The 23,288-nt window shown below is 68.0% G+C and carries 28 protein-coding genes and 1 tRNA gene; 20 read left to right on the forward strand and 9 right to left on the reverse strand.

The window, feature by feature from the left end; all coding sequences use genetic code 11:
- The first annotated feature begins 5 nt into the window (after positions 1-5).
- The 5 genes from argH to K1Y73_RS02590 all read left to right on the forward strand — a co-directional run bounded on the left by argH (position 6) and on the right by K1Y73_RS02590 (position 5,623).
- Positions 6-1,409: an argininosuccinate lyase gene (argH, locus tag K1Y73_RS02575; protein WP_225026352.1), complete on the forward strand. Its 1,404-nt coding sequence runs from the start codon at positions 6-8 to the stop codon at positions 1,407-1,409.
- A 32-nt stretch (positions 1,410-1,441) separates the two neighbouring features.
- Complete coding sequence (locus tag K1Y73_RS21975; protein ID WP_263626485.1) at positions 1,442-1,567, forward strand: hypothetical protein; 126 nt, start codon at positions 1,442-1,444, stop codon at positions 1,565-1,567.
- A gap of 7 nt (positions 1,568-1,574) precedes the next feature.
- A complete protein-coding gene (locus K1Y73_RS02580; RefSeq protein WP_225026383.1) occupies positions 1,575-1,724 on the forward strand; it encodes an argininosuccinate lyase in 150 nt (49 codons plus the stop codon).
- A gap of 144 nt (positions 1,725-1,868) precedes the next feature.
- Positions 1,869-3,137, forward strand: a complete 1,269-nt coding sequence (gene lysA, locus K1Y73_RS02585) for a diaminopimelate decarboxylase (protein WP_225026353.1) — start codon at positions 1,869-1,871, stop codon at positions 3,135-3,137.
- On the forward strand, positions 3,128-5,623 hold the full coding sequence (locus K1Y73_RS02590; protein ID WP_225026354.1) for a DUF4175 domain-containing protein: 2,496 nt from the start codon (positions 3,128-3,130) through the stop codon (positions 5,621-5,623). The genes lysA and K1Y73_RS02590 overlap by 10 nt, the downstream gene beginning before the upstream one ends.
- Positions 5,624-5,677: 54 nt before the next feature.
- Here the strand turns inward: K1Y73_RS02590 and K1Y73_RS02595 are convergent, their stop codons facing one another.
- Entirely contained in the window at positions 5,678-6,706 is a 1,029-nt protein-coding gene (locus tag K1Y73_RS02595; RefSeq protein WP_225026355.1) for a zinc-ribbon domain-containing protein, read from the reverse strand.
- Positions 6,707-6,874: 168 nt separating this feature from the next.
- On the opposite strand from K1Y73_RS02595, the gene K1Y73_RS02600 reads away from it, so the two are divergent.
- The 6 genes from K1Y73_RS02600 to K1Y73_RS02625 are packed head-to-tail and all read left to right on the forward strand — an operon-like array spanning position 6,875 to position 10,689.
- On the forward strand, positions 6,875-7,546 hold the full coding sequence (locus K1Y73_RS02600) for a cell division ATP-binding protein FtsE (protein WP_225026356.1): 672 nt from the start codon (positions 6,875-6,877) through the stop codon (positions 7,544-7,546).
- On the forward strand, positions 7,543-8,445 hold the full coding sequence (locus K1Y73_RS02605; protein ID WP_225026357.1) for a cell division protein FtsX: 903 nt from the start codon (positions 7,543-7,545) through the stop codon (positions 8,443-8,445). The genes K1Y73_RS02600 and K1Y73_RS02605 overlap by 4 nt, the downstream gene beginning before the upstream one ends.
- A 1-nt stretch (position 8,446) precedes the next feature.
- Complete coding sequence (locus K1Y73_RS02610) at positions 8,447-9,172, forward strand: lysophospholipid acyltransferase family protein (RefSeq protein ID WP_225026358.1); 726 nt, start codon at positions 8,447-8,449, stop codon at positions 9,170-9,172.
- 22 nt (positions 9,173-9,194) lie between these two features.
- Positions 9,195-9,518 (forward strand): TfoX/Sxy family protein, encoded by a 324-nt coding sequence (locus tag K1Y73_RS02615; protein WP_225026359.1) that lies wholly within the window; start codon positions 9,195-9,197, stop codon positions 9,516-9,518.
- A complete protein-coding gene (locus K1Y73_RS02620; protein WP_225026360.1) occupies positions 9,518-10,123 on the forward strand; it encodes a pyridoxamine 5'-phosphate oxidase family protein in 606 nt (201 codons plus the stop codon). The genes K1Y73_RS02615 and K1Y73_RS02620 overlap by 1 nt, the downstream gene beginning before the upstream one ends.
- Positions 10,123-10,689 (forward strand): hypothetical protein, encoded by a 567-nt coding sequence (locus K1Y73_RS02625; protein WP_225026361.1) that lies wholly within the window; start codon positions 10,123-10,125, stop codon positions 10,687-10,689. Before K1Y73_RS02620 ends, K1Y73_RS02625 begins: the two co-directional genes overlap by 1 nt.
- Here the strand turns inward: K1Y73_RS02625 and K1Y73_RS02630 are convergent.
- From K1Y73_RS02630 to K1Y73_RS02640, 3 genes are all read right to left on the reverse strand, one after another.
- Positions 10,686-11,183, reverse strand: a complete 498-nt coding sequence (locus tag K1Y73_RS02630) for a hypothetical protein (protein ID WP_225026362.1) — start codon at positions 11,181-11,183, stop codon at positions 10,686-10,688. The two genes, K1Y73_RS02625 and K1Y73_RS02630, sit on opposite strands and share 4 nt — an antisense overlap.
- Entirely contained in the window at positions 11,180-12,139 is a 960-nt protein-coding gene (locus K1Y73_RS02635; protein WP_225026363.1) for an acetyl-CoA carboxylase carboxyltransferase subunit alpha, read from the reverse strand. Before K1Y73_RS02635 ends, K1Y73_RS02630 begins: the two co-directional genes overlap by 4 nt.
- A gap of 341 nt (positions 12,140-12,480) precedes the next feature.
- The gene (locus tag K1Y73_RS02640; protein WP_225026364.1) at positions 12,481-13,440 is read right to left on the reverse strand and encodes an L-malyl-CoA/beta-methylmalyl-CoA lyase; all 960 of its coding nucleotides are present in this window, start codon (positions 13,438-13,440) and stop codon (positions 12,481-12,483) included.
- A gap of 157 nt (positions 13,441-13,597) precedes the next feature.
- On the opposite strand from K1Y73_RS02640, the gene dgcA reads away from it, so the two are divergent.
- Genes dgcA through K1Y73_RS02660 form a run of 4 tightly spaced genes read left to right on the forward strand, consistent with a single transcriptional unit; the run spans position 13,598 to position 16,425 of the window.
- On the forward strand, positions 13,598-14,560 hold the full coding sequence (gene dgcA / locus K1Y73_RS02645; protein WP_225026365.1) for an N-acetyl-D-Glu racemase DgcA: 963 nt from the start codon (positions 13,598-13,600) through the stop codon (positions 14,558-14,560).
- A 3-nt stretch (positions 14,561-14,563) separates the two neighbouring features.
- Entirely contained in the window at positions 14,564-15,421 is an 858-nt protein-coding gene (locus tag K1Y73_RS02650) for a D-amino-acid transaminase (RefSeq protein WP_225026366.1), read from the forward strand.
- Positions 15,422-15,427: 6 nt separating this feature from the next.
- Complete coding sequence (locus K1Y73_RS02655) at positions 15,428-16,129, forward strand: AzlC family ABC transporter permease (protein WP_263626487.1); 702 nt, start codon at positions 15,428-15,430, stop codon at positions 16,127-16,129.
- The gene (locus tag K1Y73_RS02660) at positions 16,129-16,425 is read left to right on the forward strand and encodes an AzlD domain-containing protein (protein ID WP_225026367.1); all 297 of its coding nucleotides are present in this window, start codon (positions 16,129-16,131) and stop codon (positions 16,423-16,425) included. The genes K1Y73_RS02655 and K1Y73_RS02660 overlap by 1 nt, the downstream gene beginning before the upstream one ends.
- Before the next feature lie 21 nt (positions 16,426-16,446).
- On the opposite strand, the gene K1Y73_RS02665 is transcribed toward K1Y73_RS02660, so the two are convergent.
- Entirely contained in the window at positions 16,447-16,776 is a 330-nt protein-coding gene (locus K1Y73_RS02665) for a DUF1244 domain-containing protein (protein WP_225026368.1), read from the reverse strand.
- Positions 16,773-17,546: an N-formylglutamate amidohydrolase gene (locus K1Y73_RS02670; RefSeq protein ID WP_225026369.1), complete on the reverse strand. Its 774-nt coding sequence runs from the start codon at positions 17,544-17,546 to the stop codon at positions 16,773-16,775. The genes K1Y73_RS02665 and K1Y73_RS02670 overlap by 4 nt, the downstream gene beginning before the upstream one ends.
- A gap of 166 nt (positions 17,547-17,712) precedes the next feature.
- On the opposite strand from K1Y73_RS02670, the gene pyk reads away from it, so the two are divergent.
- The 5 genes from pyk (at position 17,713) to dps (ending at position 20,789) form a co-directional block, all read left to right on the forward strand.
- The gene (gene pyk, locus K1Y73_RS02675; protein WP_225026370.1) at positions 17,713-19,158 is read left to right on the forward strand and encodes a pyruvate kinase; all 1,446 of its coding nucleotides are present in this window, start codon (positions 17,713-17,715) and stop codon (positions 19,156-19,158) included.
- A 52-nt stretch (positions 19,159-19,210) separates the two neighbouring features.
- A complete protein-coding gene (locus K1Y73_RS02680; protein WP_225026371.1) occupies positions 19,211-19,435 on the forward strand; it encodes a hypothetical protein in 225 nt (74 codons plus the stop codon).
- Between the two features lie 110 nt (positions 19,436-19,545).
- Entirely contained in the window at positions 19,546-19,746 is a 201-nt protein-coding gene (gene rpmI, locus K1Y73_RS02685) for a 50S ribosomal protein L35 (RefSeq protein WP_225026372.1), read from the forward strand.
- A 13-nt stretch (positions 19,747-19,759) separates the two neighbouring features.
- Positions 19,760-20,122 carry a 50S ribosomal protein L20 gene (gene rplT / locus K1Y73_RS02690; RefSeq protein ID WP_225026373.1) on the forward strand — a complete coding sequence of 121 codons (363 nt, stop codon included), beginning with the start codon at positions 19,760-19,762 and terminating at the stop codon, positions 20,120-20,122.
- 154 nt (positions 20,123-20,276) lie between these two features.
- The gene (gene dps, locus K1Y73_RS02695; protein ID WP_225026374.1) at positions 20,277-20,789 is read left to right on the forward strand and encodes a DNA starvation/stationary phase protection protein Dps; all 513 of its coding nucleotides are present in this window, start codon (positions 20,277-20,279) and stop codon (positions 20,787-20,789) included.
- Positions 20,790-20,834: 45 nt separating this feature from the next.
- On the opposite strand, the gene K1Y73_RS02700 is transcribed toward dps, so the two are convergent.
- From K1Y73_RS02700 to K1Y73_RS02710, 3 genes are all read right to left on the reverse strand, one after another.
- Positions 20,835-20,910: transfer RNA gene (locus K1Y73_RS02700), tRNA-Thr, on the reverse strand.
- Between the two features lie 93 nt (positions 20,911-21,003).
- Complete coding sequence (locus tag K1Y73_RS02705) at positions 21,004-22,578, reverse strand: heme biosynthesis protein HemY (protein WP_225026375.1); 1,575 nt, start codon at positions 22,576-22,578, stop codon at positions 21,004-21,006.
- 9 nt (positions 22,579-22,587) lie between these two features.
- Positions 22,588-23,288, reverse strand: a 701-nt coding sequence (locus tag K1Y73_RS02710) for a COG4223 family protein (RefSeq protein ID WP_404819051.1), incomplete at its 5' end; no start/stop codon positions are given.

Below are 23,288 nucleotides of genomic sequence, written 5' to 3' on the forward strand. Positions count from 1 at the left end.
ACCCCATGACCGCTGATCCGAAGTCCAAAGCCGCCAACCAGATGTGGGGCGGGCGTTTCGCCGAAGGGCCGGATGCGATCATGCAGGCGATCAATGCCTCGATCGGATTCGACAAACGGCTTTACGCGCAGGACATTGCCGGCTCGCGGGCCCATGCCGCGATGCTGGCGGCGACGGGCATCCTGAGCAGTAGCGATGCCGAGGCGATCGGGGAAGGGCTGCTCACGGTCTTGTCAGAGATCGAGGCGGGGCAGTTTCCGTTCCGGGTCGAGCTGGAAGACATCCATCTGAACATCGAAAGCCGCCTGACCGAGATCGTGGGCGAGGCCGGAAAGCGGCTGCACACGGCCCGGTCGCGCAATGATCAGGTCGCGGTGGATTTCCGGCTTTGGGTGCGCGATCAATGCGATGCGGCGATTTCCGGGCTGACGGCGCTGATCGGGGCCTTTCTGGCCCAGGCCGAAGCGGGCGCCGATTGGGTGATGCCCGGCTTCACCCATCTTCAGACCGCCCAGCCGGTGACCTGGGGCCATCACATGCTGGCCTATGTGGAAATGTTCGCCCGCGACCGCGCGCGCTTTGAAGATGCGCGCAAGCGGATGAACGAATGCCCGCTGGGGGCGGCGGCGCTGGCCGGCACGGGCTTCCCGATCGACCGGCACATGACGGCCGCGGCGCTGGGCTTTGACCGGCCGACCGCCAACAGCCTTGATTCGGTGTCCGACCGCGATTTCGCGCTGGAATTCCTGTCCTCCGCCTCGATCTGCGCCATGCATCTGTCGCGCTTTGCCGAGGAGTTGGTGATCTGGTCTTCGGCGCAATTCCGCTTCGTGCGCCTGTCGGACAAATGGACGACCGGCTCGTCGATCATGCCGCAGAAGAAGAACCCCGACGCGGCCGAACTGCTGCGCGCCAAGATCGGCCGGATCCTGGGCGCGACGGTGGCGCTGTTCACGGTGATGAAGGGCCTGCCGCTGACCTATTCCAAGGACATGCAGGAAGACAAGGAACAGGTCTTCGACGCGGCCGACAGTCTGATGCTGGGCCTGGCCGCGATGACCGGCATGGTCGGCGACATGACCGCCAACCGCGAAGTGCTGAAGGCCGCCGCCGCGTCGGGCTTCTCGACCGCCACCGATCTGGCCGACTGGCTGGTGCGCGAACTGGGCCTGCCCTTCCGCGAGGCGCATCATGTGACCGGATCGCTGGTGGCGCTGGCCGAGAAGAAGGGCTGCGACCTGCCCGACCTGTCGCTGGCCGAGATGAACTCGGTCCATCCCGGCATCACCCAATCGGTCTATGCGGTGCTGGGCGTCGAGAATTCGGTGAATTCGCGCCAAAGCTATGGCGGCACGGCGCCCGCGCAGGTGCGCGCGCAGATTGCACGCTGGAAGGAAAACGTGAGGTGACCTCGGCGGCCGGGCAGGGCATGACAGGGGCCATGTGCCGCCTTGCCCTTGTCCTGAGCCTGCTGCTGCTGCCCGCCTGCGCCGATCCGGCGCTGGATGCGGGTGTCACGGTCGGCACCGGCGACGATGGCGGCGGCGAAATCTCTCTGTCGTTCTGAGGCCAAGATGACCCTGATCCGCGTCCCCCTTCTGCTGTCGCTGCTGACCCTTGCCGCCTGCGGCGCCGACGGCCCGCCGGTCGCGCCCAGCCAGTCTGCGGCCAAGCCCGGGCTTGCGCTGGAAGGCCGGGCCGAGATCGGCATCGTCGGCCGCTGATCGCAGGGAAGCGGAGTTTTCGAAAACTCCGCAGCGGAGCCTTCAAAGGCTCCGGACCGATTTCTTCGAAGAAATCGGCCGTTTGCGCTGCAAACCGGCTGGGTCTATACCGCCTGCCGAAGCCCCCTCCCGAAGGATCCCGCGATGGACCATTTCCTCTACAAATCCGGCATTCTTCATGCCGAGGATGTGGCCCTGTCAGACATTGCAACCGCGGTGGGCACGCCGTTCTACGTCTATTCCACCGCCACGCTGACCCGGCATTTCCGCCTGTTCACCGAGGCGCTGGCGCCCCTGCCGCATCTGGTCTGCTTCGCGATCAAGTCGCTGTCGAACATCGCCGTGCTGAAGACGCTGGGCGATCTGGGCGCGGGCATGGATGTGGTCAGCATGGGCGAATATCTGCGCGCCCGGGCCGCGGGTGTGCCGGGCAGCCGGATCGTCTTTTCCGGCGTCGGCAAGACCCGCGCCGAAATCCGTGCGGCGCTGGAAGGCGGCATCCGGCAGTTCAACGTCGAATCGGAACCCGAATTGCGGGCGATTTCGGACATCGCCACCGCGCTGGGCGTGACCGCCCCGATCGCCTTGCGCGTGAACCCCGATGTCGACGCCAAGACCCATGCCAAGATCGCCACCGGCAAGTCGGAGAACAAGTTCGGCATCCCGATCGCCAAGGCCCGCGCGGTCTATGCCGAGGCAGCCTCTCTGCCCGGGCTGCGGGTCGTGGGCATCGACGTGCATATCGGCAGCCAGCTGACCGAGCTTGCCCCCTTCGAATCCGCCTTCCAGAAGGTGCGCGAACTGGCGCTGGCGCTGCGCGCCGATGGCCATGACATCCATCGGCTGGATCTGGGCGGGGGCCTGGGCATTCCCTATACCCGCTCGAACGAGGCGCCGCCCTTGCCGGTCGAATATGGCGCGATGATCAAGCGCACCCTGGGCGATCTGGGCTGCGAGATCGAGATCGAGCCGGGCCGGCTGATTTCCGGCAATTCCGGCCTGCTGGTCGCGCAGGTGATCTATGTGAAAGAGGGCGAGGGGCGGGATTTCCTGATCCTCGATGCGGCGATGAACGATCTGGTGCGTCCCAGCATGTATGATGCGCATCACGACATCCTTCCGGTGATCGAAGAGGCGCCCGGCGCGCCGACGCGGCCCTTCGACGTGGTGGGCCCGGTCTGCGAAACCGGCGACACCTTCGCTCGCGGCCGCGACCTGCCGGCCCGGCTGGCCGAGGGCGATCTGGTCGCCTTCCGCAGTGCGGGCGCCTATGGCGCGGTGATGGCCAGCGAATACAATTCGCGCCCGCTGATCCCCGAAGTGCTGGTTCATGGGGATCACTATGCCGTCATTCGGGAAAGGCCGACCTTTGACGAAATGCTTTCGCGGGATAGACTTCCGGCGTGGCTGTGACCCCCACGGCCCTGCGTGAGAGCTGGATGGCCGCCGAGACCCCTGAAAAGGCCCTGCAATCCCTTGCCGCCGCCCGGCGGCTGACGCTGATCGGGCTTTGGGCCGAACGGCTGTCGCGCGCCTTCTGGCCGCTTTGGACGCTGCTTCTGCTGGTGTTTTCCGCCGTGGCCTTCGGGCTGCAGGATCTGGGCCCCCTGCTGTGGGTGCAGATCGGCGCCGGTGGCGCGGGTCTGGCGGCGCTGGTCGCGTTGATCTGGGGCCTGCGCCGGTTCCGCCGTCCAACCGGGGCCGAGGCGCTGGCGCGGCTGGATGCCGCCATGCCGGGCCGCCCGATCGCCGCCCTGCAGGATGCAATGGCCATCGGCCGCGACGATGCCGGGTCCGAAGCGGTCTGGCAGGCGCATCGTGCCCGCATGGCCGCCCGTGCCGCCGCAGCGAAGCCCGTGGCGCCGAACCTGCAGCTGGCCAGCCGCGACCCCTATTCGCTGCGCTATGTGGCGCTGACCGCCGCGGTGATGGCCGCGCTGTTCGGCAGCCTGTGGCGGGTGACCGAAGTCACCGGCATCGCCCCCGGCCCGGCCGTCGCCATGCCCGGCGGGCCGGTCTGGGAAGGCTGGGCCCAGCCCCCGGCCTATACCGGCAAGCCCACGCTTTACCTGAACGAAATCACCGCCGACAGCTTCGAAGTGCCGGTCGGCACCCGGATCCAGATCCGCTCTTATGGCGACAGCGCCGTGACGGTGGATCAGACCGTGGCCCAGGTCGCCCCGCCCGGCGGTCAGGGCGATGCGGCCCTGCCAGTCGCGACCCCGGGTGTCACCGATCTGACCGTCAGCCAATCCGGCCGGCTGGCGATCGAAGGCCCCGGCGGGCGGGAATGGCAAATCGTCGCCCTTCCCGACGGGCTGCCGGCGGTCGAGGTGTCGGGCGATATGGGCCGCGAGGCCAAGGGGCGCTTCAAGCAAAGCTTCAAGGCCAGCGACGATTACGGCGTGACCGGCGGGCGGGTGACGATCACGCTGGATCTGGCCAAGGTGACCCGGACCTATGGTCTGGCGGTCGAGCCCGAGGCGATCGCGCCGGTGGTTCTGGACCTGCCGATGCCGGTCAAGGGCAGCCGCGCCGACTTCACCGAACTGCTGGTCGATGACGTCTCGAAGTCGATCCTGGCCAATATGCCGGTGACGATGCTGTTTCAGGTTTCCGACGCGCCCGGCCAGACCGGCGCCGCCGCGCCCTATTCGGTCACCCTGCCGGGCCTGCGCTTCTTCGACCCGATGGCCGCGGCCGTCACCGAGATGCGCCGCGACATCCTGTGGAACCGCAGCAACATCGACCGCGCAAGCGACCTGCTGAAGGCGATCCTGTACCGGCCCGAAGACCTGTCGCGCTCGGAATCTGCCGTGCGCCGCCTGCGGGTGCTGGTGCGCGAGATCGACAAGATGGCCCGTCCGCTGACCACCGAACAGCGCGATGCGGTGGCCGAAGAGCTGTGGCAGATCGCGCTGATCTTCGAGACCGGCGATCTGTCCAGCGCGATGGACCGGCTGCAGCGCGCCCAGGACCGTCTGGAAGAGGCGATCCGCAATGGCGCCTCGCCCGAGGAAATCGACGAGCTGATGAAGGACATGCAGCAGGCAATGCGCGACTACACGCGCGAGCTGGGCGAAGAGGCGCAGCGCAATCCCGAAGGCATGCCGCAAGGCGGCGAAGGCCAGGAAATCACCGGCGATCAGCTGCAGAAGATGCTGGATGAAATCCAGCGCCTGATGGAAGAGGGCAAGACCGCCGAGGCGATGGCGCTGATGGAACAGCTGCGCCAGTTGATGGAGAACCTGCAGGTCACCCAGGGCCAGGGCGGCGAAGGCGGCGAAGGCAACCCGTCGATGAAGGATCTGGGCAAGACGCTGCGCGACCAGCAGGATCTGTCCGACGACGCCTATCGCGACATGCAGAAGGGCCGCAACGGCGAAAGCCCGGGCCAGGATCCGGGCGAACTGGCCGAGCGGCAGAAGGAATTGCGCGACCGTCTGGATCAGTTGCAGGGCGGCAAACTGCCGGGCGACGGCACGGAAAAGGGCGAATCCGGCCGCGAAGCGCTGGACCGCGCCGAAGAGGCGATGCGTCAGGCCGAACGGGCGCTGGAAGAGGGCGATCTTGGCAGCGCGCTGGACCACCAGTCCGAAGCCCTGCAGGCGATGCGCGACGGGATGAAGGATCTGGGCGAGGCGCTGGCCCAGGAACAGCGCGAGGGCCAGGAAAACGGCGGCACCCAGGAAGCCGGAAGGGCCGATCCGAACGGCAAGGATCCGCTGGGCCGCGAGCCGGGCGATGCGGCGCGGATCGGCTCGGACCAGAACATGGTGCAGAACGATCCCGACAAGCGCGCCCAAGATCTGCTGGACGAATTGCGCCGCCGCTCGGGCGAGGCGCAGCGCCCGGCGGAAGAGCTGGATTACCTGAAGCGGCTCTTGGATTTCTTCTGATCCTTTCCCGGCCGGACCGGCCGGGAAACGCAGGCCCCGATCAGCCCTTCCCGATCAGCCCTTGGGCGCGCCGGTCAGCGCCTGGGTGGCCTGGTTCATCACCCCGTCCAGCCAGGCGCGCAGCCCGTCGACGAAGATGACATAGGCGGCAAGCGGCGCCTGCAGCGCCGGCACGGCGGCCGACAGGCTGGGTGCGGCAACATAGACCGCCGCGGCGATCAGCGCGACAAACAGCATCAGCAGGAAGCCCGCGCGAAAGCTGGCCCGGCCCCGGGTCAGGTCGGGCAGCGCATCGGCCATCTCGTCGGCATCGTCTCCCGCCTCGCCCGGCCGCAGGGTCGAGGTCAGTTCCTCGACATTCGGCAGCAGGTCGCGCCGGGCCGGGGGCCGCGCAGGCTCGGGCGGCGCGGCATCGGGATCTTCGCCCTTCAGCATCGCCAGCCGGCGCTGCGTCGGCGACAGCGAGGGGCGCGGCGCGGGCGCGGGATCGGCCATGCCCAGATCGGGCTGGATCTGCATCTGACGCTCGGCCTCGGCCCGGCGGCTGTCGGCGCGCTGCGCGTCAAGCTGGGCCTCGTGGCGGCGCGCCTCGGCCTCGCGCTCGGCCTCTTCGCGCAGCACGGCCAGCACCGCCTCGTCCATGGCGCGCTTGGGCGCGGGCACGGGAGCAGGTTCGGGCGCCCGCTCGGACCCTGGGCCGGGCCCCGGGTCGTGCGCGGGGGGAAGATCCTCGATATAGTCTTCTTCGGGCACCGGGCCGGGGCGCTGCGGCGCACCCGGATCGGGCTGCAGGGCCGGCGTGTCGGCCATGATCCCCGCCAGGGCGGCGGTCAGATCGGCATCGGCATCGGCAGGCGCCGGCGGTGTCTGGGGCGCAGCCAGAGGCGCAGCGGCGGCGGCTGGCGCGGGCGCCGGCTCGTCGCCATACAGCGCGGCTTCCAGTTCCGCGTCCAACTCGGCCTCGGGGCGCAGCTGGAACCAGGCATGGCCACAGTTCGAACACTGCACATCGCGCCCCGCTTCGGGGATCGCGTCATCCGGGACTTCATATTTGGCATCGCAATTCGGGCATGCCAGCCGCATCTACGCACCCCTCGACGGAAGAAGACCCCGACCGCCTTGTAGCAATCAAGTTTGGGTGTTCCAAGGCTTTGTGACCCGCCCTTGTGCAATGGTTAAGCCTCGTGCGATTGAAAGCACAGGAATTGGGGTTCAGTCTGCCCCGCAGCAGGGAAAATCGGGACCGTCTTGGTGATCGCCTTCGAGAATGCGGCCTATAGTTACGGCGGCGGAGAGCTGCTGTCCGAAGTGTCGCTGCGGCTGGCACCGGGATCGTTCCATTTCCTGACCGGGCCTTCGGGCTCGGGCAAGACGACCTTCCTGAAGCTGGCCTATGCCGAGCTGATGCCGACCGCCGGCCATGTCACGATCTTCGACCGCGAGGTGAAAAGCCTGACCCGCGACGACATTGCCCGCACAAGGCGGCGGATCGGCGTTGTGCATCAGGATGTGCAGTTCCTCGATCACCTGCCGCTGGCGGCGAATGTGCAGCTGCCGCTGACCGTTTCGGGCCGGCGCAGCAATCCGCAGGACCTGACCGATCTTCTGGGCTGGGTCGGGCTTGGCCATCTGGCCGATGTGCGCCCGCCCTCGCTGTCGGGGGGCGAAAGGCAGCGCGCGGCGCTGGCCCGGGCGATCATCATGGGCCCCGATGTCATTCTGGCCGACGAGCCCACCGGCAATGTCGACTGGGAGATGTCGCTGCGCCTGCTGACGCTGCTGGTGGAACTGAACCGGATGGGCAAGACCATTGTCGTGGCCACCCATGACCTGAACCTGATCCGCCAGGCCAAGGCGCAGATTGCCGCCCGCGTGCTGCGCATTTCAAAGCGGCGCATCCAGCTTGCGGGGGCGGATCTGTGACCCTGCCGCCCGCGATTGCCGCCTTTTTCGACAGCACCCGCCATGCCGACCGCGTGGTGCCGCCCTCGGGCCATACCGCCTGGCTGACCACCTTCACCGCCGGCGCGATGACCTTCCTTTGCGTCTTCGCGCTGGCGCTGTCGCTGGCCTCGGGCCGGCTGGCGCATCGCTGGGCAGACGCGCTGGCGCGGACCGCGACGATCCGGCTTTCCGCCCCGCCCGAACAGCTGGAGCTGCAGACCCAGGCGGTGCTGGCGCTTTTGTCGGTGACGCCCGGCGTCGCCTCGGCCCGCGCCCTGTCGGATGAAGAAAACCGCAAGCTCCTGGAACCCTGGTTCGGCCCCGACCTGCCGGTGGCCGAACTGCCGCTGCCGCGGCTGATCGAGATCACCGAGGGCGATCCGGCCTATGACAGCGAGGGCCTACGCCAGCGTCTGGCGGCCGAGGCGCCGGGCGCGGTTCTGGACGACCATACCCGCTGGCGCCGCCCGCTCGCCGAGGCGGCGGGGCGGTTGCGGCTGCTGGGCTGGCTGTCGATCCTGCTGATCGGCACGACGATGGGGGCGATGATCACCCTCGCCGCCAATGCCTCGCTGGCGGCCAACGCTCAGGTGATCCGGGTGTTGCGGCTGGTGGGGGCGCGCGACAGCTATATCGCCCGCGCCTTCGTGCGCCGCTTTACCCTGCGCGCCCTGGCCGGGGCCAGTGCCGGCGCCTTTGCCGGGCTTCTGGGCGTGTTGCTGCTGCCCAGTGCCGATGCGGCGGGCGGCTTCCTGACCGGCCTTGGCTTTCAGGGCGCGGGCTGGCTTTGGCCCTTTGTCCTGCCGCCGCTGGCCGGCGCTGTCGCCTTTGCCGCCACGCGCCGCGCCGCTCTGCGCAAATTACGGGAGCTGACCTGAGATGATCGCGATCCGCTGGATCCTGTCGCTGATCTTCATCGTCCAGATGTATCTGGCGATGGCGGTCTTCGCGCTGGGCTTTGCGCCCTGGGCGCTGTTCTCGCGCCGGGGGGCCTTTGTCGCCTGCCATGGCTATGCGGCCTGGGTGATCTGGACGGCGCGCATTCTGTGCGGCCTGAAGGCCGAAATCCGCGGCACGCCCCCCGAGGGCGAGGTGATGGTTGCCGCCAAGCATCAAAGCTTCTTCGACATTCTGGTGATCTTCCACGCGCTGTCGCGGCCCAAGTTCATCATGAAACGCGAACTGATCTACACGCCCTTTCTGGGCCAATACGCGCTGCGGATCGGCTGTATCCCGGTGAACCGCGGCAAGCGCGGCGCCGCGATTTCAAAGATGAAGGCCGATGTCGTGCGCGGCACCGCCTATCCGGGCCAGCTGATCATCTATCCGCAGGGCACGCGCGTGCCTCCGGGCGAGAGCCGGCCCTACAAGCAGGGCACCGGCGTCTTGTATCAGCAACTGGGCCAGCCCTGCGTGCCGGTGGCCACCAATGTGGGCCTGTTCTGGCCCAAGCGCGGCATCCTGCGCCATCCGGGCACGGCGGTGGTGGAATTCCTGCCGGAAATCCCGCCCGGCCTGCCGATGGGCGAGTTCATGACCCGGATGGAACAGGCGATCGAGGTCAATTCGCAGCGGCTGATGGCCGAGGCCGGGTTCAAGGCCTAAAGGCGGCGCAGGGGGCAAGACGATGGCAAGCCAGAAGCAGACCGTGGATCACCTGATCGACACTCTGGCCCCTCTGCCCCTGACCAGCCGCAAGATGTTCGGCGAATATGCGCTGTATCTGGACGGCGTGGTCGTGGCGCTGATCTGTGACGACCAGCTTTGGATCAAGCCCACAGCGGGCACTGCCGACGCCCTGGCCGATTGCCCGCCGGGCGAGCCCTTTCCGGGCGCCAAGCGCTATCTCTGCGCCGATGCACTGCTGGACGAGCCGGAAGAGGCGGCCGAAGTGCTGCGCCAGATCGCCCGCGACCGCCCGCCGCCGAAGCCCAGGAAACGGAAAAGCTGATGGACTGGATCGAGACGCTTGAGGATCTGCAGGCGCTTTATGGCACGCCCGGCCAGGCGGCGCAGATCAAGGTCACGCCGATGCTGACCCCGGCCTATCGCGCCCATATCGAAAGGGCGCGCTTCTGCGTGCTGTCGACCGTGGGGCCCGAAGGCACCGACGGCTCGCCCCGTGGCGACGAGGGGCCGGTGGTCACCGTGTTGGACGACCGAACCCTGGCCCTGCCCGACTGGCAGGGCAATGAGCGGATCGACAGCCTGCGCAACATCCTGCGCGACGGGCGGGTCAGCCTGATGTTCCTGGTCGCGGGCTCGAACACCGCGATGCGGGTGAACGGCACCGCAAGGCTGACCGCCGATCCCGCCCTGCGTGCCCGCTTTGCCCGCAACGCCAAGCTGCCGCGCAGCGTGATCGTCATCGCCATTGCCGAGGTCTATTCGCAATGCGCCCGCGCGCTGATCCGCTCGGCCCTGTGGAGCGCGGGCGACCAGTCGGCCGGCCTGCCCAGCGTGGGTGACATGCTGCGCGAGATCACCGAGGGCCGCTTCGACGGCGCCGCCTATGATGCCGCCTGGCCGGCCCGCGCCAAGGGGACGATGTGGTGATGCGCGCGGCGGGTCTGCTGGCGCCCATCGTGCTGGCGCTGGCCCTGTCCGTGCCGGCACGCGCCGAAAGCCCCGGCCGGGATCAGCCCTTCGTGCTGGCGCTGATCTTCGACCATTGCCTGGCCTATGCGCGCGATGGCGCGACGCCCTTTCTGGGCATCGCAGCCCCCGCCCCGCTGGATCCGGCCCTGGCGGCGCTGGCGGCCGATTTTCCCGCTTCGGCCCGCGCCTTGCGGCTGACCGGCTGGGATTATCTGGCCTTCTGGGGCAGCGAGAACGGCCGCCGCTTCTGTGCGGTGGTCGAGGCCGGACAGGCCCCGCCCGACGGGCTGCGCGTGGGCCCCGATCTTTTCGACCAGATCACCGCCCAGGCCGCCGCCTCAGGCCTGGTGCCCGATCTGCAACACGCAGCCTATGACCGCCGCGACGGCCGCTGGCGGGCGGCGGAACAGATGGATGATCCGTTCCGGGGGCCGGTGATTTCCGTCTCGGTCGGGCCCCTGGGCGGCGCCACCGAGCATCTGCAGGCCCTGGGCGCCAGCGCGCCGGAACTGCTGGCCCATTAGCTGAGCGGACAATCCGTCACGTCCAGATCCAGCGCCAGCCGGGCCTGATCGTCGTAATGCAGGCCCGAGACGTTGATATACAGCGCCCCCCGATCGGTGAAGATGTCATCCTCGTCGACCGCCAGCGTGGTGGCGGCGCGATCGATTCGCCAGCCGGCGAACAGCGCGCATTCGGTTTCGAAACGCAGCACATAGCCGTTGAACCCGGCTTCGTAGAACGCGCCCGCTCCGGCCGCTTCGGGATAGGTGATCTCGACCCGCTGCGGCTGGATCTCCACCTCGACCGGCACGACATCCAGCCCGCCGGTCAGCCCCTCGGGGCCCAGGCCGAATTCGACGCCCTGGCCCACGGTCACCGTCTTGCCGCGCGCCTGCAGATAGGGCTGGGCGGGATCGTCCCAGGTCATCACGGTGAAGGTGACCAGCCGGCCCTCCAGCGTCCCTGCGGCCGCGGGTGCGGCGATCAGCAGGGCGCCAAGGGCCGCGCGGATCACGCAGCCAGGCCCTTCGTGCCCATATCAAGGTATTTCTGCCGCCGGTCCTTGATCAGCGCCTCGGGCTTCTTGCCGCCCAGGTCCTTCAGCATCGCCTCAATCGCCTTGCCGACCGCCGCCACCGCTTCCGACGGCGCGCGCTGGGCGCCGCCCACCGGCTCGGCCACGATCCGGTCGATCAGGCCCAGCTTCTGCAGATCCTGCGCGGTCAGCCGCAGCGCCTCGGCCGCTTCGCGCATCTTCTCGGCATCCTTCCACAGGATCGAGGCGCAGCCTTCGGGCGAGATCACCGAATAGATCGAATGTTCCAGCATCGCGATGCGGTTCGCCGTGCCGAAGGCCACCGCCCCGCCCGAGCCGCCTTCACCGATCACAACCGCAATCACCGGCACGCCCAGCGTCAGGCATTTCTCGGTCGAGCGCGCAATCGCCTCGGCCTGGCCGCGTTCCTCGGCGCCCTTGCCCGGATAGGCGCCGGGCGTGTCGATCAGCGTGATCACCGGCAGGCGGAAGCGATGCGCCAGATCCATCAGCCGGATCGCCTTGCGGTAGCCTTCGGGCCGCGCCATGCCGAAATTGTGCTGAATGCGGGTCTTGGTGTCATGACCCTTTTCATGGCCGATCACCACGACCGGCTTGTCGTTGAACCGCGCCAGCCCGCCCATGACCGCATGGTCATCGGCAAAATTCCGGTCCCCGGCCAGGGGCGTGTATTCGGTGAACAGGCCCTCGATGTAATCCTTGCAATGCGGCCGGTCGGGATGGCGCGCAACCAGGCATTTCTGCCAGGGGGTCAGGTTCTTGTAGAGATCGCGCAGCGCGGCTTCGGCCTTGCGGTCCAGCTGCTCGGCCTCACGCGTGACATCCATGCCAGAATCGGTGCGCGCCAATGCACGCAGCTCTTCGGCCTTGCCTTCGATCTCGGCCAAGGGCTTTTCGAATTCCAGGTAGTTCATCGGGCGGGCCCCCTTTTCGGATCGGCTCTATATGGCGGGGCGGGGGTCAAGATGCAACTCGGCAGGCAACAGCTTGCACAGGCCTTGCGCCAGATGCGCCGGCAGCGAAGTGCGCAGCCCCTGGGCCAGGCAGCCACGGCGCGCCTTCTGGCCCATCCGAGATCGCCAAAAACAGCAACGCCCCGCGGTGGTGACCACGGGGCGCGCGTCCTCCCGATATGCCGTGCGGGGCCTCCTCTCCCCATGTGTCACGGCCGGGTCCATTTCGAAGACCGCCCGAGAACGGTCTTTCCTTACGTCAAGCCTGCACAAATGGCAGGCACTCTGTCAACGATTCACTGTCATGAAGCTGTAATGATTTCGGCCTGGCGCACGATCACTTCGGCCTGGCGCATGCTGGCAATGTCGATCAGCCGGCCCTTGTAGGTGGCAGCACCCTGCCCCGCCGCCTTGGCCGCTTCCATCGCCGCCAGGATCTCGCGCGCTTCGCTTACCGCGGTGTCCGAGGGGGTGAAGACCTCGTTCGCCAGCGCCACCTGCTTGGGGTGGATCGCCCATTTTCCGACCATGCCCAGCGTGGCCGAGCGCAGGGCCTGCGCCTTGAACCCTTCGTCATCCGAGAAATCGCCGAAGGGCCCGTCGACGGGCAGAACCCCATGGGTCCGGCAGGCCGCGACGATCGCCGCCTGCGCCCAGTGCCAGGGGTCGGACCAGTATTTCTGGCCCTGCCGGTGCATATAGTAGTTTTCCTGCGTGCCGCCGATGCCGGTGGTCTGCATCCCCATCGAGGCCGCGAAATCCGCCGCCCCCAGGCTCATGGCCTGCAAGCGGGGGCTGGAAGCCGCGATCTCCTCGACATGGGCGATGCCCGCTGCCGTCTCGATGATCACCTCCAGCGCGATGGGCTTTTGCCGGCCCTTGGCGCGTTCCACCGCCGTCACCAGCGCATCGACCGCATAGACATCGGCCGCGCAGCCGACCTTGGGGATCATGATCTGGTCGATCCTGTCGCCGGCCAGTTCCAGCACCTCGACCACGTCGCGATACCAATAGGGCGTGTCCAGCCCATTGATCCGCACCGACAGATGCTTTTTGCCCCAGTCGATCTCGTTGATCGCCTGGATGATGTTGGCGCGCGCCTGCGGCTTGTCGCCGGGCGCCACCGAATCTTCCAGATCAAGGTTGATCACATCCGCCGCCGAAGCCGCCATCTTCTCGAACAAGGCGGGACGAGAGCCCGGGCCGAACAGCTGGCAGCGGTTGGGGCGGGCGGGGGCGGCGGGCTGGATGCGGAAGCTCATGCGTCTCTCGGAAGTCTTCGGGCAAGGATATTTCGCGACTCTGTTCGATACGGTTATTATATTGCGCGCCGCAGTGCAACATCCCTTTGCGACTGCAGCATGGCCGAAGAATGGATCGCGGCTTCCCGGCCGCCCGCCGCGCTGCTACCAATCGCCCATGATCACCGCATCCGCAGAAATCTTCGCCCTCCGCAATCCGTTCACCATCTCGCGCGGGTCGAAGACCGAGGCGCGGGTGGTGACCTGCACCGTCACCCGCGATGGCGCGACCGGACGGGGCGAGGGCCTGCCCTATCCGCGCTATGGCGCCACGGTGGAAGATACGATCGCCGCGATCCTGGCGCTGCCGCCCGACATCTCGCGCCAGGCGCTGCAACAGGCGCTGCCGCCGGGCGCCGCGCGCAATGCGGTGGATTGCGCGCTGTGGGATCTTGAGGCCAAGGCCACTGGCCGGCCGGTCTGGCAATTGGCGGGCCTTGCCCCGCCGCAGCCGGTGGAAATCGCCTTCACGATCTCGCTGGACACGCCGGAAAAGATGCGCGCGGCGGCGGCGAAGAACGCCCATCGCGCGATCTTGAAGGTGAAACTCGGCACGCCCGACGACATGCCGCGGCTTGGGGCGGTGCGCGCGGGCGCGCCGGGGGTGCGGCTGATTGTCGATGCCAATGAAGGCTGGACGCCACAGGTCTATACCGAGCTTGCCCCGCATCTTCTGCGCCTGGGCGTCGAGATGGTGGAACAGCCCCTGCCGCAGGGCGCCGATCAGATGCTGGCGGAAATCGACCGCCCGCTGCCGGTCTGTGCCGACGAATCCGCCCATGATGCGGCCAGCCTGGCCGCGCTGGTCGGGCGGTATGACGCGGTGAACCTGAAGCTGGACAAGACCGGCGGGCTGACCGAGGCGCTGCGCGCCCGCGACGAAGCCCGCCGGCTGGGGCTGAAGCTGATGGTGGGCTGCATGGTGTCTACCAGCCTGTCGATGGCGCCGGCCGTTCTGCTGGCGCAGGATGCGGCATGGTCGGACCTTGACGGTCCGGCCGATATGGCAGAAGACCGCAGCCCTGCGGTGATCTATGACGACCGCCGCATCCATCCGGCCTTGCCCGAGCTTTGGGGATGATCCATGCGCACCGTCTATCTGAATGGCGACTACCTGCCTGAAACCGAGGCCAAGGTCTCGATCTTCGACCGTGGCTTCGTGATGGGCGACGGGGTCTATGAAGTGACCTCGGTGCTGGACGGCAAGCTGATCGACTTTGCCGGCCACCTGGCGCGGCTGCAGCGCAGCCTGGATGCGCTGGAGATGAAGAACCCGCTGTCGGAATCCGACTGGCTTGAGGTGCATCGCCAGCTGGTCGCGCGCAATGGCGTGACCGAGGGCATGGTCTATCTGCAGGTCACCCGCGGCAATCCGGGCGACCGCGACTTCGCCTATCCCGCCGCGGATGTGGAACCGACCGTGGTGCTGTACACCCAGTCGAAGCCGGGCCTGGCCGACAATCCGGCGGCCAAGACGGGCCTGCGTGTCATCACCGTGGCGGAACAGCGCTGGGCGCGGCGCGACATCAAGACGGTGCAGCTTCTGTACCCGTCGATGGCCAAGATGATGGCCAAGAAGGCGCATGTCGACGATGCCTGGTTCGTCGAGGACGGCTTCGTCACCGAGGGCACCTCGAACAACGCCTATATCGTCAAGGGCAACAAGATCATCACCCGCGCGCTGAGCCATGATCTTCTGCACGGAATCACCCGCGCCGCCGTGCTGCGCTTTGCCCGCGACGCGCAGATGGAAGTCGAGGAACGCAATTTCACCGTCGACGAGGCCAAGGCCGCCGATGAGGCCTTCATCACCTCGGCCTCGGCCTTCGTGCTGCCGGTGGTGGAAATCGACGGCGTGGCGCTGGGCACCGGCAAGCCGGGCAAGGTGGCGGGCCGGCTGCGCGAGATCTATCTCGACGAGATGCGCAAGGCGGCCATTTAAGGCGCCATGACCGCGCCCTTTTCGGCAGCGGGTTTTCGACGCGGCGCCCGGGTCGGGCTGGCGCTGAGTGCGGCGATCTTCATCTATGGCCTGGCCTTCGGGCTGGTCGCCGCCCAGGCGGGCTTGAGCTGGGCCTGGGCCCTCGCGATGAGCGTGACGGTGTTTTCCGGCTCGGCGCAGCTGGCGGCACTGTCGCTGATCCAGGCGGGCGAGGCCACGCTGATGACGCTGGCCGCCACGGTTCTGGTGATGAATGCGCGCTACCTGCTGTTCGGCGCCGCGATCCAGCCCTGGCTGTCGCAGGCCGGGCCGCTGCGGGCCTTTTCCAGCCTGCTGTTGATCGGCGATGCGAACTGGATCGCGACGATGCGGGCGGCCGAGAAGGGCGAGGCGGACCGCGCCTTTCTGATCGGCACCGGCGTGCCGCTGGTCGGCGCCTGGCTGGGGGGCACGCTGGTGGGCGTGATCTTCGGCGCCGTCCTGCCCGACCCGCGGGCTTTCGGCGCCGATCTGGCCCTGCCGGCCTTTGCCGCGGCGATGATGGCCGCAATGGTGCGCAGCCGGGCGGCGCTGGTGCCGGTGGCGGTGGGTGCTGCGGCCGCGCTGGCCGTGGGGCCGTTTGCGGGCCCGGGCTGGGGCATCGTGGCCGCGGGCCTTGCCGGAGGCGCGGTGGCGGCGCTGACAGCCAGGCCGGGGGTGATCCGCTGATGCCCTCGATGACGCTGATGCTGCTGGTGATGACGCTCGCCGCGCTGTTCTGCCGGATGGCGGGCTATGTGGCGATGCGCTTTCTGCCCCCCTCGGCGCGGCTGGATGCGGCGCTGAAAGCCACGCCCCTGGCCGTGATGGCCGGGATCACCGCCCAGGCGCTGGCCGCGGGGGCGCTGGTCGAAAGCCTGGCCCTGGGCGCGGCGGTCGCGCTGTCTTTATGGACGCGCAACGATGTGGGCGCGGCGGTGGCGGCCATGGCTCTGGCCGCCGGGCTGCGCTGGGCGGGGCTTTAGCCGCACCGCCCAGGCCTGCGCCTAGGATTTGGCGGGGCCGACATTCTGCGCGAAAGCCACCTCGAAGGCGGCCTTCTTCGCCGCATCCGCCTCGGTCTGGTGCTGCGCCACCCAATCGGCATAGGGCATTCCATAGACGATCTCGCGCGCCTCGTCCTTCGACAGGTTCACGCCCCGTTCGGCCGCCGCTTCCTGATACCAGCGCGACAGGCAGTTGCGGCAGAAACCCGCCAGGTTCATCAGGTCGATATTCTGCACCTCGGGGCGCTTGACCAGCAGATGCTGCATCAACGCGCGGAAGGCCGCGGCTTCCAATTCAGTCTGCGTGGCCGCGTCGATCTTATCGGTCATTCCACATCCTCCCCCAGATCCTTCAATGCGCCCGCCAGGATCGGCGCCAGCCGCGCGGCCCAGGCCTCTTGCGCGGGTTCATCGCCGATCAGGTCGTTTCTGACTTCGATCAGGGTATTCAACCGCCCGGGTTCAAGGGCATGCCGGTCGATCGCATCGCCCGGAAGATGGCCCGAATAGGGTTCATTGTCGCCGATGCACAGATCGGGCTCGGCGATCAGCCGGGCGATCAGCGGGCGCGACAGGCGTTCGTCGCGATGCGAATACAGCACCCCCACATGCCAGGGCCGCGGCGGGCGGCCGTTCAGGCAGCGGGTGAAGCTGTGGATCGCCACGATCACCGTATCGGGCCGCCGCGCCGCCAGCCGGGCATAGGCGGCGTGATAGGGGCGATACAGCCGGTTCAGCCGCGCCTCGATCCCTTCGGCCCCGATCCGCCGATTGGCCGGCACCACCGAGCCGTCATAAAGCCGCATCACCAGGGTCGGGTCATCCTCGCCCCGGTTCGGGTCGATCACCAGACGCGAGAAGGTGGACAGGATCACCGGGCTGTCCAGATGCCGCCCCAGCGCCCGCGCCACGCCCGCAGCCCCCGGATCCCAGGCGATGTGGCGCGCCATGTCGGCCGCGGGCAGGCCCAGATCGCCGCCGCCGATCCAGGCCGGAACCGCGTTCGAGGCATGGTCGCAGGTCACCAGCCAGCGGCCGGGGCGCGACGCGCCCTCAATCAGGTATGCCGGGTCTTCGCTTTGCATTTCGGCCAAGGGCATAGCCGATCGCCGCCGCCAGGTCCACGCCCCGCACGGCACCCGGGCGGGCGCGGACAGACCCCGCGATCTGTTCATCCTTCGCCATTCCCGCAGTTGCCTGCCGCGGCGCTTTGCGCCATAAGGCGGGCGGCCCACCGCGAACACGATAACCTGCAAGGAGGATGGCATGCGCCGCCACCGCAACGTGAAGATCGTGGCCACTCTGGGCCCGGCTTCGAATGATTACGAAATGATCCGGGCGCTGTTTGTCGCCGGGGCCGATGTCTTCCGCCTGAACATGAGCCATGGCACGCATGACGACATTCGCGCGCGCCATGCGATCATCCGCAAGGTCGAGCAAGATCTGGGCCGGCCGATCGGCATCCTGGCCGACCTGCAGGGCCCGAAGCTGCGCGTCGGCGCCTTTGCCGCCAGCGCCCATGATCTGGAAGACGGCGACCAGTTCCGACTGGATCTGGACCCGACTCCGGGCGATTCGACCCGGGTGCAGCTGCCGCATCCCGAAATCTTCGCCGCCCTGGAAACCGGCAACACGCTTTTGGTGAATGACGGCAAGATCCGCCTGCGCGTCGATGCCTGCGGCGCCGATTTCGCCGATTGCACCGTGCTGGTGGGCGGCACGATCTCGGACCGCAAGGGGGTGAACGTCCCCGATGTGGTGCTGCCCTTGAAGGCGCTGTCGCCCAAGGACCGCAAGGATCTGGAATTCGCCTGCGAGATGGGCGTCGACTGGCTGGCCTTGTCCTTCGTGCAACGCCCCGAGGATGTGATCGAGGCGCGCGCCCTGGCCAATGGCCGGGCCGCGATCCTGTCGAAGATCGAAAAGCCCGCGGCCGTGAAGGCCTATGATGCGATCCTGGCCGTGTCGGACGGGATCATGGTCGCCCGCGGCGATCTGGGGGTGGAACTGCCGGTCCATTCGGTGCCGCCGATCCAGAAGCGGCTGGTGCGCGGCGCGCGCGCGGCGGCCAAGCCGGTGATCGTGGCGACGCAGATGCTGGAATCGATGATCGAGAACCCGATGCCGACCCGGGCCGAAGTGTCCGACGTGGCGACGGCGATCTATGAAGGCGCCGATGCGGTGATGCTGTCGGCCGAATCCGCGGCCGGGAAATTCCCGGTCGAGGCGGTGACGACGATGAACAACGTGGCGATGTCGGTCGAAAGCGACCCGACCTATCGCGCCATCGTCGATGCCAGCCGCTCGGCCAAGCGGGTGACCGTGGCCGACGGCATCGTGGCCGCCGCGCGCGAAATCGCCGAATCGACCGATATCAAGGCGATCACCTGTTTCAGCCAGACCGGCAACACCGTGGCGCTGGTGGCGCGCGAACGGCCGCATGTGCCGATCATCGCCCTGACGCCGCTGGTGGAAACCGCCCGCAAGCTGGCGCTTACCTGGGGCGTGCATTGCGTGATCGTGCCGGAACAGGAACGCTTCAAGGGGGCGGTAATCTACGCGATCCGCGCCGCGCGCGTCGATGGCTTCGCCGAGGAAAGCGACCATATCGTGGTGACCGCGGGCGTGCCCTTCAACGTGCAGGGCACGACCAACATCCTGCGTGTCGCGCCCTGCAATGAAAAGTTGATCTCGCGCGTCGATCCTGGCTAACCTTCCGGCATCCCCTTCCGCCCCCAAAGCCCCCCAACGCCAAGGCCGCAGCATGGACCCGGATCTGTTTCTGACCATCGGCATCGTGCTTGCGGTGCTGAGCCTGCCCTCGCTTCTGTCGGCCTGGACCGATGGGCGGGCGCCGCGCATGGGAGCGGTGATGCTGATCGTCGCGGGCGCGCTGGTCGTGGCCGCGCTGACCCAGAAACCCGGTGGCTATGGCTGGGGCGACGTGCCCCGGGTGATGCTGCAGGTCCTTGGCCGCTATATCGGCTAGTTTTCCGCTTGCACCCCGGGGCCCCTGCGCCTATAGGGCGGGCTTCGGAACGACCCGCGCGCTCGGGCGTATGTGGCATGCCTGGCGCGCGTTGAACACTGGAGAGTGAAATGCCCAAGATGAAGACCAAATCCGCTGCGAAGAAGCGGTTCACCTTCACGGCCAATGGCCATGTGAAGGCTGGCGTGGCCGGCAAGCGCCACGGCATGATCAAGCGTACGACGAAATTCATCCGTCAGGCGACGGGGACGATGATCCTCGACGATTCGGACGCGAAGATCGTCAAGAAATACATGCCGTACAATCGCTGAGAGGTAGACACAGATGTCCCGCGTCAAATCCGGCAAGGTTACCCACGCCCGCCACCGCAAGGTGATCAAGGCCGCTTCGGGCTATTACGCCGCCCGTTCGACCAATTTCCGCACCGCCACCCAGGCCGTGGACAAGGCGATGCAATACGCCACCCGCGACCGCAAGGCGAAGAAGGGCCAGTTCCGCGCCCTGTGGATCCAGCGCATCAACGCCGCTGCCCGCATCTTCGACCCGGCGCTGACCTATTCGCGGCTGATCAACGGCCTGGCCAAGGCCGGGATCGAAGTGGACCGCAAGGTCCTGGCCGATCTGGCCGTGCATGAGCCCGAGGCGTTCAACGCGATCGCCGACAAGGCCCGCGCCGCCCTGGCCTGATCCGCAACGCCGGCTGTGCCGGCTGCGCATTTTCGCCGAAAATTCGAAACCCCGCCTGGCAAGGGCGGGGTTTTCGCTTGTCGGGCCGCCGGAACCGTGTCGGCGCTCCGGGCGTTTCCCCCGCGACCCATAGACCATATCGCAGGAGGATAGGATGGCCACGACCACCGCCACGCGCCCCACCAAGACGGATCCCGCCACCACGGGAATCGACATCTCGCGCCCGAACCGCAAGAAGGTTGAGGCGCTGCTGAACCAGATGCTCGCCGACCTGACCGACATGACGCTGCGCACCAAGCATGCGCATTGGAACGTGACCGGCCCACATTTCATTGCGCTGCACGAACATTTCGACGGGCTTCACGCCGTGCTGAACGGCCATGTCGATGCCGTCGCCGAACGCGCCGCGGCGCTGGGCGGCTTCGTTCCGGGCCGGCTGTCGGATGCCGCCAACGCCACCCGCCTGCCGGAATTCCCCGACACCGCCCGCGAAGGCATGGTGGTGGTGAAGGCCCTGGCCGAAGCGCTGGCCCAGGTGTCGAATGCCGCGCGCGAGGGGATCGAGACGGCCGAAGACGACAAGGATCTGGTCACGGCCGATCTGCTGACCCAGGTCTCGGGCGATCTGGACAAGCAGTTGTATTTCCTGGAATCGCATCTGCGCTAGGCGCGCCTGCCCTGCCGGGGATGGCCCCTTCGGGCCGGGGAAGAATGGTGCCGGTGAAGGGACTCGAACCCCCGACCCCATCATTACGAATGACGTGCTCTACCAGCTGAGCTACACCGGCATTCTTCCCTGATCGCGCCCTGCGCCGCCCTGTCGGACCGGCACCTGCCGCGTTCGGGCAGGCTTTAGCATCGGTCGCAGCGAAGGTGTAGCCCTAATTTGATCGCCGCAGAATCTCGTCCGGGGTCAATTCGGGCCCCGGCGCTTCGGCGTGGCCGGGCGGCAGATCGGGGTTGACCGGCGGCGTCACCGGATCGACGATCGGCGCCGGCGGCAGATCAGCGGCGACAAGTTCGGCCTCCGGCACATCCGCCTTTTCCGCGGCGTCTTCGGGCGCGTCCTCGGCCGGGACGGGCTGGGCCAACAGCGGCGCCAGTGCGGCGGGGGCGGCGGCCCGGCCCTGCAGCGGCGCCGGCGGCTCACGCCAGGACAGGGTGTCGAACCCGTCGCAGATCGGGCAGATCGGCTGCCAGTCCTCATGCACCGACTGGCATTTGTCGCAGCACCATTGCGGCCCGCGCGATGCGGTCAGCGCCCGGGCCAGAATCGCCCGCACCGTCGCATCCTCGGCCCCGGTGCCGCGTTCGATCGCGGCCAGAAGCGCCAGCGCGCGTTGGGTCGGATGCGCCTCGGCCAGATCGCCCAGCGCCTTGCGCGCGGCGGGGAAATCCTCGGCCGCGACCAGAAGCTCGGCCTCGGTCAGCCGGGTTTCGGGATCCTGCGGCCGGGCGGCCAGCAGGGTGCGGAAGCGTTTCAGCCGCGCCTGCGCCGATTCCCCGGGCTCGATCGTGGCAAAGGCGGCGGCCAGATCGGGGTGCGGCTGCGCCTCCCAGGCCTTTTTCAACACCCGGGTCGCACCCTTGCGATCGCCCTTTTCCACCAGCGCCCGCGCGGCGATCACCGCGGCGGGAATCAGGTCGGGCGACAGTTTGTTCGCCTCGATCGCAGCCTCGCGCGCTTCGATGCTGGCGCCCTCGTCCATCACCACCTGCGCCTCTTTCAGCGCCAGAAGCGCGTCGCGCCGTCGATAGACGCTGCGCGGCAGTTCGCCCGAACGCAGCTTTTCGGTCAGCGTCTCGCGCGCGCCCTTCCAGTTCGCCTGCCCGGCCTGCAGCTTCAGCAGGATGTCCTGCGTTTCGGCATGGCGCGGCTTCAGCGCGAAGGCGCGTTCGGCCAGTTTCAGCGCGGTCGCCGTATCGCCCTCGGCCAGTTTCTGGCGCAGAAGCCCGCGCATGGCGACGAATCGCGTGCCTTCATTGGCCAGAAGCGTCTTGTAGGCGGCCAGCGCCGTTCTGCTGTCGCCCGCCGCCTCGGCCGCCTGCGCGGTCAAGAGCGTGGTCAATTCGGGCTTGCCCAACAGCCGCTCGGCGGTTTTCGCGCGCGCGAGCGCCAGCGTGTTCTCGCCCGAAGCCAGCGCCACCATCCCCTCGGTCAGCGCCGCATAGCCGCGCCTTTCGCGGTTGCGGTCGAAATAGCGCGACACCGCGGTTTCATCGCCATTCAGAAAGCGGAACACCGCGGCAGAAAAGCCCAGCGCCTTGAACAGCAGCCAGATCGCCAGCAGCAGCAGAATGCCGGCAATCACCGTCTGCAGCGGGCCCAGGGTGAATTCCATCCCGCCGGCCCAGATCCGCAGATCATTGCCGCTGTCCGAGACGAAAACGGCCAGAACCGCCAGCGCCGCGATGACGGCCAGGAACAGGACGACCTTGGCAAGCGACCAGAACATCGCGCCTCCTTAGGGTTTCGGCTCGGCCGCGGTCAGCGCGGCAAGCGCCTGGGCAAAGGCAAGGTGATCGCGCGCCAGCGCCGCCCAATCGGCCAGCTCGGCCTGCGCTTCGGGCGGCAGGGTGGCGATTTCATCCAGCGCGGCCTGCGCCTCGCCCCGCGTCACCGCGGCTTCGGCGCGCGACAGGACGGCATCGGGGTCATCGCCCTCTTGCGGGGTCAGCGAGCGGGCGCCGGTCTGGGTTTTCAGAAAGGACAGGAAGCGGTCGCCCATGCTGCTGCCCGGATCGGCGCGGCGGGCGACCTCAAGCGCGCGGCGGGCGGCTTCGGGGAAATCCTGCGCCAGGGGCGGCAGGCCCGATGCGGCATAGCGGGTCACGATGGCGGGCAGGTCCGCGCCCAGATCGGGCAGCAGATCGGCATAGGGCGCGCCGGTCTGGGCGGCCAAGGACAATTTGCCAAGCGCGGCCGAGCGCGCGGCCTGCGCGGCCGCGGCGGCGGTTTCGGCCTGCAGTTTCTCGGATTGCGCAACCTCGCGCGCCTTCAGCTCTTCATCGACAAGCGCCCGGATCGCCGCCGCGTCGGGCGCCGCCGTCGCCGCGGCGATCTGGCCGCGCAGATCTTCGACGGTAGCGGCAAGGGCCGCCAGCTGGCCCGCGCCGACGCTGCCATCGGCAGGTGCGGCCGACAGGTTCGCCAAGGCGGCTTCCA

This window comes from Xinfangfangia pollutisoli (assembly GCF_020179405.1).
Classification (GTDB): Bacteria; Pseudomonadota; Alphaproteobacteria; order Rhodobacterales; family Rhodobacteraceae; genus Pseudogemmobacter; species Pseudogemmobacter pollutisoli.